This window comes from Nostoc sp. FACHB-152 (genome assembly GCF_014697475.1).
In the GTDB taxonomy this organism is placed as follows: Bacteria; Cyanobacteriota; Cyanobacteriia; order Cyanobacteriales; family Nostocaceae; genus Nostoc_B.
The window spans coordinates 1-11187 of record NZ_JACJRV010000137.1; the positions used below are offsets into that span (position 1 = coordinate 1).

The 11187-nt window shown below is 41.8% G+C and carries 7 protein-coding genes and 1 pseudogene; 4 read left to right on the forward strand and 4 right to left on the reverse strand.

Translation table 11 applies throughout. The features are described from left to right. The first annotated feature begins 270 nt into the window (after positions 1-270). The gene (locus tag H6G76_RS35095; protein WP_190710801.1) at positions 271-1686 is read left to right on the forward strand and encodes a DUF3370 domain-containing protein; all 1416 of its coding nucleotides are present in this window, start codon (positions 271-273) and stop codon (positions 1684-1686) included. Positions 1687-1782: 96 nt separating this feature from the next. Here H6G76_RS35095 and H6G76_RS35100 read toward each other — a convergent pair whose 3' ends face one another. The 4 genes from H6G76_RS35100 to H6G76_RS35115 all read right to left on the reverse strand — a co-directional run bounded on the left by H6G76_RS35100 (position 1783) and on the right by H6G76_RS35115 (position 5873). Beyond that, positions 1783-2088: a DUF4090 family protein gene (locus tag H6G76_RS35100; protein WP_190710802.1), complete on the reverse strand. Its 306-nt coding sequence runs from the start codon at positions 2086-2088 to the stop codon at positions 1783-1785. 104 nt (positions 2089-2192) lie between these two features. Beyond that, complete coding sequence (locus H6G76_RS35105; protein WP_190710803.1) at positions 2193-2441, reverse strand: hypothetical protein; 249 nt, start codon at positions 2439-2441, stop codon at positions 2193-2195. Positions 2442-2500: 59 nt separating this feature from the next. After that, positions 2501-5536, reverse strand: a complete 3036-nt coding sequence (gene ppc, locus H6G76_RS35110; RefSeq protein WP_190710804.1) for a phosphoenolpyruvate carboxylase — start codon at positions 5534-5536, stop codon at positions 2501-2503. Positions 5537-5636: 100 nt separating this feature from the next. Next, positions 5637-5873: a hypothetical protein gene (locus H6G76_RS35115; protein ID WP_190710805.1), complete on the reverse strand. Its 237-nt coding sequence runs from the start codon at positions 5871-5873 to the stop codon at positions 5637-5639. Between the two features lie 216 nt (positions 5874-6089). Here H6G76_RS35115 and H6G76_RS35120 point away from each other — a divergent pair, with 216 nt between their 5' ends. The 3 genes and pseudogenes from H6G76_RS35120 to H6G76_RS35130 all read left to right on the forward strand — a co-directional run. After that, positions 6090-9089: a DUF1574 family protein gene (locus H6G76_RS35120; protein ID WP_190710806.1), complete on the forward strand. Its 3000-nt coding sequence runs from the start codon at positions 6090-6092 to the stop codon at positions 9087-9089. Between the two features lie 38 nt (positions 9090-9127). Continuing rightward, entirely contained in the window at positions 9128-10627 is a 1500-nt protein-coding gene (locus tag H6G76_RS35125; RefSeq protein WP_190710807.1) for an MBOAT family protein, read from the forward strand. 171 nt (positions 10628-10798) lie between these two features. Next, a pseudogene (locus tag H6G76_RS35130) lies at positions 10799-11187 on the forward strand (photosystem II q(b) protein); the annotation flags it as partial.

Sequence of the window (11187 nt, forward strand, 5' to 3'; positions counted from 1 at the left end):
AGAAGAGCTTATGGTTTAACTAACTTTGATAATTTTAGAAGAAGAATTCTACTCAATTGGTATTTCTGCTACTAATTTATCATATCTAGTCTGGGAGAGCCTAAATCATTAAAGTGTTATAAGTATGGACATTTAAAAATAATTAAAGCAATATGGTAGACGACTATAGGTAAATTAGCTATTTAATTAAAACTTCAGAAATTTAGGTTAAGTAACTTGTAGCTATGAAAAAACATCATTGACAGTACAGCTTCCTTGAGCCAGTTATTTATGATCCATAAACTAGTATCACCTGTATTTATACTTCTATTTGGACTTGCTGTTACTCAAACAGTTGGATGTACAAGCTTTAAAAATGGTTCAGTAGTAGTTGCCCAAACTTCACCTAAACTAGCACCCCAGGAAATTGTGCAATCTGGAAAAGTTCGTCCTTTACCTGGAAAGTTAGATACAATCCCTGTTTTTAACAGCAATAGCCCAGAATGGATTAAGAACGAGGGTATTTTACTTTCTACCTTTCCTAATAACGGTAAAAAAGTTCCAGCTGCACATCTCAATTTTGCTTTTCAGGGACGCTTTGATTTATTCGCCCACCATTACACCCACACTCCCAAAGATTTACAAACGCTATACATCGGTGTAATGCTGCATAACCCTAGTAAAAAACCTGTGACTGTAAATGTGTTGCAGGCAGCCAGTTATTTGATGCAAGATGCACCGTTTGTCACTTTACCGCCTTATTTAGAAAATAATGATGGTAAAGTTTATTCTGGGCCAGGTGCGAGGGCTGTTAGTGATGTCTTGCGGGGTGTTCGTCAAGCTGAGTTTCCTGCTAAGTTAGTCATTCCTCCGGGCGGAAGCCGGATGTTGCTGAATCATCCAATTCCGGTACGTAATTTAGAAAAGCCTGTAAATGGTCGTTCGAGTTTTCTGCGTCTGCGGAGTAGTGGCAAGGTGTATGCAGCAAGTATGGCAATGTTTGCCAAGAAAAATGCTGATGGTTCCGATCGCGCGCCTACTCTTAAAGAATGGGAAACTTTATTAAATAATGGCAGTTTTGCTGGGCCAAGGGATAAAACTCCGACTCCGCCAGATGCTACAGGTGGTTCACTAATTTATGGGCGTGTGGCTGGTGTATCTCAAGGTTCTCAATGGCAAGCTAATTTGGTAGATCATATCAAAGCCAGGGAGTTGACTATTCCGGCGCGTGGTCAAGGAATTTCTTTTGCTTTGGATACTCTGCGGGGCGGTCAATTGGGTACTAAACAAATCCAGACGGCAAAAATGTTGGTGCGTTATCCTGATACCGCTTACGAAGCGCACGGTAATTATGGGGTGGAATATAATCTCAGTTTGCCGTTAAAGAATAATACCAACCAAACTCAGAAAGTTACAGTCACCCTGGAAACACCTTTAAAAGAAGACAAGTTATCTCAAGGTGGTCTTCGTTTCCGCAAACCGTCTCTCAATTTTCCGTTCTTTCGTGGTACGGTGCGACTAAGATATGTTGATGACCAAGGACAACAGAAAACTCGCTATGTGCATTTATGGCACAGAACTGGTCAGGTTTTGGAACCGTTGGTGCAGTTTGTTATACCGCCTGCAAGCCAACGTAATTTACAAGTAGATGTGATTTATCCGCCCGATTCTACACCACCACAGGTGTTAACTGTGCGAACTTTGTAACAGTAAACAGTTATCAGTAAACAATAATGTATTTATCCTGAGGTCAGAGTTCCCCACCGATGCACTTTGATAACTGTTTACTGCTTACTGATTTAATTATTTACCGCCATAAAAAAAGGCAATTTCTTTTTCTTTGAGAGGTGCAAATCCTGCTTCTGTAAGCTTTTGATCGAGTTCTGGTTGCGGAATGTGCTTGGCACCAATTCTCACAATACGCGATCGCATTGTATTAGAAACGCCACTACGCTGTCTATTTGCTTCTAACGCCATGACTTGGTTATAAAGGTCTAGCTTGGCGGTAGGAATGGGAGTACCATCAAAATCTATACCTTTTGCGATCGCTTCATCAATCGCATCTGCACCTGTGGTTGTGGAACTTACTTGATTTGTTTCAGCAGTCATCGCTTTTTGCTCTTTCTTCGCTTTGGGTAGATTTTACCAGTTTGATGTCACAATTCTGGTTTCAACGCGGAGGAAAAGAGAGGTAAGCGCAATGGTACGCAAAGTTAAGGTTGCCTTGTAATTATGCCACCAACAAACGCCCCTAAAACTGTACCAGTCAAGAGTCCTCTGGTGCTACCTTGCCACATCGCCCCCGGTGCTACCCATGCATGACACATTTGGTTTAAGCCCCAGGGTTGGTTTTGGCATTTCTGGCTATGCAGCATCAGGGTGATTTGTCCGCCAATATAGCTACCAAAAAACCCTGAAGATAGGGCTAAAAGGGTGCAGATTAAAATTTTATTGTTAGTCATTAGTCAATAGTCATTTGTCATTAGTAACATACCAATGACAAATGACTCTGCAAAGCAAATCAGCCTGTATTTCGCATTCCCGCCGCAATACCATTGATGGTTAACAGTGCGCCTCGGAGTAACTCGCCTTTGCTGTAACGGGAATGAATTACGCCAGAGGTTGCGGTGGTGTTTTTTGCTTGGCGTAAGCGTTTGAGTAGTGAAACCTGAATAAAACCTAAGGGGACAATTGTACCGTTACGTAACTGCACAGAACGTTGCAATACAGGGTCGCCATCTAATAATCGATTGTGACCAGTGATTTTTAAGACAAAATCTTTAGTTAGATAGTATTCACTGGCAATTTGCTCAAAAACTTTCTCAAATCTTTCTTTATCTTCTGGGTTTGATAGTTCTTGGACGTAATGGTGTGCCATTTGAATATCTACTTTAGCTAAGGTCATTTCCGCTTTGGAAATCACCATTTTGAAGAACGGCCATTTCAAATAAAAGTAGCGCAGTAGTTTCAAATGTTCTTCTGGTTCTTCATTCAAGAATTCTTGCAAAGCTGTTCCCACACCGTACCAAGAAGGTAGTAAAAATCGGGTTTGTGTCCAGCTAAACACCCAAGGAATGGCGCGCAAACTGCTTAAATCTTTCTTCCCGGAAGGCCGCCGTGCTGGACGGGAACTAATTTGCAGTTGGCTAATTTCTTCTATGGGGGTGACTTGGTGGAAGAAGTCAATGAAATCTGGTTGTTCGTAGATTAAAGCACGATAATGTTGCCGCGATCGCACTGCTAGTTCTTCCATAATTTCATTCCAAGGTTCGATATCATCAAACCCTGTTCGCAGTAAGCTGGCTTGAATGACGGCGGTGGTGACGGTTTCTAGGTTATATAAAGCCAAATCCAGCAAGGAATATTTAGAAGCTAATACTTCTCCTTGTTCGGTAATTTTAATTCGCCCGTTAATACTGTGACCTGGCTGTGCCAAAATCGCCTCGTAAGCTGGGCCGCCTCCCCGTCCCACAGAACCGCCGCGACCGTGGAAAATCCGTAAGTTTACGCCATATGCTTCGGCAATTTTTTGCAATGATTTTTGGGCTTTATGAATTTCCCAGTTGCTACTTAAAAAGCCAGAGTCTTTGTTACTGTCTGAGTATCCTAGCATGACTTCTTGTAAGTCGGGATTGAGTGCTAAGTTCTGAGGATCTCTTTGCTGAATAATTTCGTAACCACCAGCTAACAAAGCCCGGTATAACGGGAGTTCAAACAGCTGGCGCATGATGCTGCGAGAACGCTGCAAGTCTTCTACAGTTTCAAATAGGGGTACAACTTGAATTGTCCCGACTGCAACTGCTGGGTCAAATAATCTGGCTTCTTTAGCTAACAGTAAAACTTCTAGTACGTCGCTGACTTGACGACACATACTAATAATATAAGTTTGGCAGATGCCAACACCAAACTCTTGTTGCAGCGATCGCACAATTCTGAAAGTTTCAATGACATCATTGGTTTTCTCAGAAAATGGCAGTTCTGCTGGAATTAATGGGCGGCGAGTTTGCAATTCTGAGGTTAACCATGCAACTCGCTGTTCTTCGCTCAGGTCGTTATATGATTGCGGCAATACTTGCAAGTATTCCAAAATCTCATTCAGTGCATCGGAATGGCGAGATGATTCTTGACGAATATCCAACTGTGTCAGGTTAAAATCAAAGATTTCGACTTGAGAAATCAGATTATCTAGTTCTCGACAACTCAGACCAGTTTCGCTTAAATTGCGCTGAATCAGCCGCAATTCTGCCAAAAACTCCTCGCCGGAACGGTACATTGGTGCATTTTCGTTCGTGGGAGTTTCGCGTTTATATAATGCTAAATTGCGATCGCGGGTATTTTCTAGCCGCCTTAATACATAAGCCAGCTTCAGCCGATAAGGTTCTTGGCGATAACGCAGAGCCAAAGCATCGTATATTTCACTTAACTGCGACTGATCTAATTCCAACGATTCTAATAAATCAGGTAGCACATCACTCCAGTGCATGGAGATGCTTAATAACTCAATCAATGTCTTAACTGATTGAATATATCTTTCCAGCACCATTTTGCGTTGATAACAAGCTGTCTTCCAAGTTATTTCTGGTGTGACTGATGGGTTCCCATCTCTATCAGAACCCACCCAAGAACCGAAAGAACAGAAATTCTTGCGTGGGGGTTCCAACCAGTCAAAAGTTCTACTCAAAGCATATTTGAAGCGTTTATGCAGTTGCGGAATGCCATCAAATAATACTTCTTGGAAGTAGTGCAAAGCATAATCGACTTCATCCAAGACTGTAGGTTTGAATTGATGAAGTTCATCTGTGCGCCACCACAGACGAATTTCTTCGACTAGCTTCTCGCGTAACTCTGCTGACTCCCAAGGATATCCGCCGGCGCGGGTTTCTACCGCATCTATCTGTTGCAGCAGATTTACTACTTGCCGTTGTTTGTCGCGGATAGTATGACGCACAATTTCTGTGGGGTGTGCGGTGAATACCAAGCGCACATCCAACTGTGAAATTAGCCGTTGAATTTGTTGGGGTGGAACATTCAGTTCATATAAATAAGGAAATAGGGTGGCAAACGTTCCTTTTTGTTTGTTGTCTATTTTGCTAACCCAACTTTTAGCTAATAAATCTGTACCTACGCCTTTGTTGACAAATGCATCATCTTCTTTGTCATTAGAAGAATAACTACTATCAGAGATAATCTCTACTGTCGTTGCTTCTGTTTCTACTTCAGAATAACGAGTTAATTGCTGTTTTTGTTCATATTCTTGCTCTATGATGTTAATCAGCTGAAAATAGAGCGCAAAAGCACGAGCGGCACGAATAGCTTCATTAATATTTAGTTGTTCAATCAACTTAACTGCTGAAGCTGCTTGGTCATTGGTAGCTTGTCCTTCCGGCGAACACAAATCGCGCAATTGGCGCAATAAATCGACCATCTTCTGCCCGCATTCTTGCCGCAGTACGTTCTCCCATAACTCTTCAACTATTTGGAGACGACGACGTAAGAATAATTCTGACGCTGGGTAGTAATTCGTAGCGTGTGATACAGAGTATAAAACTGTACTCATATTTGCTTCTCTTGTAAAGCCGATTACTGTTTACATTTTTGAACTTTGTGATTTACGCTCATTGTTTTCTATGAGCGGTTGGTGTTTTAAAGTATAAGTTTTAGCTTTTATTAGTTAATTCATCGTTAGGAAAGGGAAGAATAGGCAAGCGATCGCCGCGCAACAATTCTTCACTTGCTTGTCCTAGAGATTCTAGGGCTTGTACTGTGGCCTTTTGAGAGGTAAGCAGCAGTAGTATAGACGCTGTACCTATTTCTAAGAGGAAAGATTGGGGAATACTAAACAGAAACAAATTTAATCCGGGGTTGGTTGAAGATGGGGAGGTAGTAGGGGGCATTGCTAATTGTGGGTTGTTGGCAAACGAGAAAAATGAAATGCAAAACTCAACTTCTGTAAAACTTGCAACGATATAAGACTATCTTGGACTATTTTGCAAGCACAGACGGTAACAAAAGTGTTAAAAAAAAACAGCAAAATATGATAAACCTATGGTTCTAGTTTACAAGCGCAGGCAATACCTCCGAATACTCGTTTCCTGTAAAGTTAACTGCCCATGAAAAAAGTATTACCAGATAGCCAGCAAACATTAGTGCAATGGGTAAGCCAAGCAACAGGGATCAACACTTTAGGGGTGAAAGTCCGGCTGCAAGGAAATGACCTACTCATCCTTTGTGAAGCAACCGAGTGTCCTTTACGCTGGCGTACACTCTCTGATTTGCTTCGCGCACTACAGCAAACGGATTTAGATGTCTTAACAAGCAAAGAACAACCCTCAATATACCAAGTATTGGTCTACGGACGAAAAAAGGGGGAAAATCGCCCTCAATGGTGCCATAGGGTATATCTAAATCAATTAGACAAGCATTTAGAACAGGTAGAGCAAGCCTTAAAAGACTCGGAAGCATCAAAGCCGGGCGGGGCGCTTATTATATCAAATGAGAGTTTAGCGCGTCGAGGTGATGTCCAGGCGATCGCGCGTTATTTAAGCGAAACCCTGAGTTCTTTGGGTGTGTCGGTACAAGTCACAATCAAGCCAGATCAATATCAAGTCTCATCCAATCGGTTGTGGATTTTGTGCCAGTCTGCCTATAGTCCAGACCCCTCACTACTTGCTGAACCAATAGCACAAAAACTCAGACTGTTAAAGCTTCCTGGTTATCAAGATGCGATCATTGCTTCCCAAGTAAACGGTGAAACTAGCTATGATTGGCTACTCCGGATAGATTTAACCCCACCAGAGTTGATGCTTAAAGAGTGGGCGCGTTGGGGAGATGTACAAGCGATCGCTCGACTTTTAACAGAGGTATTATCAGAATTTAAGGTAATTGTCCAAGCATCCCTTAAAGAATCAACTTTACATCTTTTTTGTTCTCCCGCCGCTAATGCTTTAGAAGATGCGCCAGACAAAACCCAATGTCTAGAAACAATCGTATCGCAACTTGAGGCGATCGCACCCCAAGGCATTCTCGGTGCTACAGTTTACGGGCAGAAAACTGGACAAAAGCAGCCAACTTGGATTGACTGGATTTCGTTACCCGCAGCCCAACATCCTGCCCTGGCTACCTCCGCTTTGGAATTAGCAACTGACGGCGATGAACCCGCTACTCATTTCTTATTAGAACGCTTATTAAATAATGATTTAGAGTGGCGTTTAAAAACTGGCGGGATTCGCGTCATCTTGTTACGCAAAGGTGACTTACTGCACATTATGTGTGATGCACCAGTTTGTCCCCTCCGCAAACAAGTAGCAAATAAAGTCACTCAGTTTATGCGGCAATTAAAATTGCCAGAGGTTGCAGGGATAAGAGTTTATGGTCGCCGTGCTGGGAATAAAGAACCTGTTTGGCATCATGGTGTAGATTTTGTTCAACGCCAACGTTTAGTTCCCGAAGCTACCCCAGAGTTTGCTGCTACTTCTGAATATGTGGGCGAACTGTTAGTTACAGATACTCAAGAACCAATTTTCCGAGTTGAGTTAACTTCTCAAGAAGTCCAAACTTTTGTTACAGAAGCAGCAAGAGATTGGGTTCTAGCAGCCAGCACCACATTTAAAAATATGCTGCTAGGAACACAGATATTTACAGATATCGACCAGTCAAACGCAGCAGAGCCTGACCTGCAAGGAGGGTTAAAAGTTGCTTTGGTTTGGGCAACCCTGGGACTATTGTTGACTCTGCAAACAGATTGGGTACTTGGGCAAATTGTAGCTCGGACTATGCCAAGTAAGGCAGAGGTGGTGAGTGTTACGCCTAAACCGTCTGAACCAAAGCCAGTGACAACAGAAGTAAAGCAAAGCCAGAAAGAGTTTTTAAGTAATTCACCTCAACCAAAATCATCACAACAGAATAGTTCTTTCTTTAATGCTTCTGGATTTATTGACGATGATTCTGCACCAAAAACTTTAATCGCCGCGCCACTAAAAGAAAAAGCCACAGCATCGGCAATTTTGTTAGCAGCGCGATCGCAAATGCCTAGTTTTAACGCCAGACAATTAGATGAACAACTAGCTTTATATAGACAGAGGTTAAATATTCAAGGACATCCGCCAGATGTCTTAGTTATTGGTTCTTCGCGGGCTTTGCGTGGAGTAGACCCAGCCGAGTTATCGAAAGCTTTGGCAAAACAAGGCTATGCCGATATTGATGTGTTTAACTTTGGTGTTAACGGTGCTACAGCACAAGTTGTAGATTTTATTATTCGTCAAGTTCTTGAACCCTCAGAACTACCGAAATTAATTCTCTGGGCTGATGGTTCTCGTGCTTTTAATAGTGGACGCGAAGACATAACTTTTAATGCGATCGCTGCTTCTCCTGGTTATAAAAAAATCATGGAAAAAGCACAAGCTACTGCCTCTGCTGATGAATCTGTAAACAATCTTGCCGCAGTTCAACAAAAACAAAAGGCAGAGAAAAAGCCAGATGATATTAGTACCTATCAAAACATTAATAATGGCTTAAATAGAGTTTTAGCTCTCTTTTCTAGTAGTTACAAAAACCGCGACCAACTTAAAACTCTACTACATCAACAACTAGATGGCTTGCCATTAGTGAGCGATCGCTCTGCCAAAAATGGAAAACCTGCTGAATCTGCAACCGAAAATTTAGAAGAAGATACTTCTTCGCAAGCCGTTGATTTTGATGGATTCTTGCCTTTATCTGTCCGGTTTAATCCTGCTAGATATTATCAAAAACATCCACGAGTTACAGGCAGTTATGACAATGACTACAAATCTTTCAGTATAGAAGGAAAACAAGACGCTGCCTTTCAAGAAGTTTTGCGGTTTACTCAGTCTCAGCAAATTCCTTTAGTGTTTATTAATACGCCTCTCACCGCCGAATATTTAGATCCAGTACGCAAAAAATCTGAGCAAGAATTCCAACAATATATGCTACGTTTATCGGCAAATCCCAACTTTATTTATCGAGACTTCAGCCTACTTTGGCCAAGAACCAATGACTATTTTTCTGACCCCAGCCACCTTAACCGCTTTGGAGCCTACGAAGTCTCGAAAAAACTGGCAGGTGACCCAATGATTTCTTGGCCAACAAAGTGAAGAATAATGACAAATAACCATTGACAAATGACTCAAACATGAACTTTATATCAATTTCTTACGGAATATTTTTACTGAGTATATTAGTAATTTACTGGACATTAACTGAACAGAAATGGCGTTTATGGATTTTATTAACTGCTAGTCTTGCTTTTTATGCTTCTTGGAGCATCCAGTATCTACCACTGCTATTAGCTCTAACGTTTATTAACTTCCGTTTAGGACGAGAAATTGGCAATAACACTTCTCCTGGAGAACATAATATTGATTGGCGAATTTCTAATGAAGAGTGGCAATATGCCCAAGCAGATTGGAATAGTCGCCGACTAAAAGTATTGTGGCTGGGTGTAATAATTAATGTCTTGTTGCTATTAGGTTTTAAATATGCAACAACTATATTTAATTTCATATCTCCTGGAGAAATTAATTCACCAGATGCATCTTTTAAAATAATTGCACCTTTAGGAATTTCATTTTTTACATTTGAGTGTATTGCTTATTTAGTAGATGTCTATCGTGGCGCACCTGCAACTGACAATCTTGTCAAATTTGCCACCTACAAACTCTTCTTTGCTAAATTGATTTCTGGGCCAATTACCCGCTACCACAATTTAGCAACTCAATTTAATGCACTACAATTTCCAACAGCTGAGAGAGCGACAGAAGCATTGTGGTTAATTGCTAGAGGCGCAGTTAAAAAAGGTTTGTTGGCTGACAATTTAGGTATTTTTGTTGATTTATGCTTTGGTAACTTACAACGTGCAGGTAGCGGTGATTTATGGCTGGCGACGTTTGCCTACGGCTTGCAACTATATCTAGATTTTAATGGTTACGTAGATATTGCCCGTGGCACTGCTTTACTCTTCGGTTTAGTTCTACCAGAGAATTTCGACTTTCCTTATTTCAGTACCAGCATTGCCGATTTTTGGCGACGCTGGCACATGACTTTAGGTGATTGGTTGCGTAATTACCTCTACTTTCCTTTAGGTGGCTCTCGACTTGGTTTGCTTCGTACCTGCTTGAATTTATTTATCGTGATGGTGATTGCGGGTATTTGGCACGGTTCTGCCTGGGGTTTTTTCGTTTGGGGTATTCTGCACGGAATTGCTTTAGCAGTTCATCGGCTCACAGATGATTTGAGCGATCGCTATGAAATACTGGCACACTTTTGGGAAAATCCTGTGGGTGTAGTTATCGCTTGGCTATTGACCCAGTTGATGGTTTTTACTTCTTGGATTTGGTTTCGTTTGCCCAATCTCCAAGATTCTTCTTTGGTCATTCAGCGTCTTTGGGGACAGCCGGCTGACGCACAGTTTGCTCAAAAAGTCTATGTGGAAGCATTAACTATCAGCCCCTACCAATTAACTTGGATGCTGGTGATTTTAGCTGCTGTTATGGGTCTGGTCTATGCTTTGAATGGTAGGTTAAAGCTCCAGTTAAACTGGCCGATCAAGCTCGTCTTCGTACCGCTTTGCTTCTACGTGGTTTGGTTATTAGCTCCTGAAGGCAGCTTACCTTATATTTACTTTGACTTTTAAGTTTGCCGGGTGCGATCGCGCCCCTCCTTTATATAAGTAAATATAATCAATAAATCTATTTACATAAGAAAATAAAACACCTACTTGACGTAAATAGATGTAAAGTTTATGAGTACAGGCGAAAAATAATACGCCTGCAACATTAAATAAACTTTCAGCAATCATAAGAAAATGACCACAACCTTACAACAGCGCGGTAGCGCAAACGTATGGGAAAGGTTCTGCAACTGGATCACCAGCACCGAAAACCGGATTTATGTCGGTTGGTTCGGCGTGTTGATGATTCCAACCTTGTTAGCAGCAACCACCTGCTTCGTAATTGCATTCATCGCTGCTCCTCCAGTAGACATCGATGGTATCCGTGAACCAGTAGCAGGTTCTTTAATCTACGGCAACAACATCATCTCTGGTGCAGTTGTTCCTTCTTCTAACGCTATCGGTTTGCACTTCTACCCCATTTGGGAAGCAGCTTCCTTAGATGAGTGGTTGTACAACGGTGGCCCATACCAATTGGTAATTTTCCACTTCTTGATCGGTTGCGCTTGCTACCTCGGTCGTCA

What these genes read in the sequence shown, in the direction of transcription:
- H6G76_RS35120 (WP_190710806.1), top strand. Translation starts at nt 6,090, where the DNA reads ATGAAAAAAGTATTACCAGATAGCCAGCAAACATTAGTGCAATGGGTA.
- ppc (WP_190710804.1), bottom strand. Translation starts at nt 5,536, where the DNA reads ATGAGTACAGTTTTATACTCTGTATCACACGCTACGAATTACTACCCA.
- H6G76_RS35100 (WP_190710802.1), bottom strand. Translation starts at nt 2,088, where the DNA reads ATGACTGCTGAAACAAATCAAGTAAGTTCCACAACCACAGGTGCAGAT.
- H6G76_RS35105 (WP_190710803.1), bottom strand. Translation starts at nt 2,441, where the DNA reads ATGACTAACAATAAAATTTTAATCTGCACCCTTTTAGCCCTATCTTCA.
- H6G76_RS35095 (WP_190710801.1), top strand. Translation starts at nt 271, where the DNA reads ATGATCCATAAACTAGTATCACCTGTATTTATACTTCTATTTGGACTT.
- H6G76_RS35125 (WP_190710807.1), top strand. Translation starts at nt 9,128, where the DNA reads ATGAACTTTATATCAATTTCTTACGGAATATTTTTACTGAGTATATTA.
- H6G76_RS35115 (WP_190710805.1), bottom strand. Translation starts at nt 5,873, where the DNA reads ATGCCCCCTACTACCTCCCCATCTTCAACCAACCCCGGATTAAATTTG.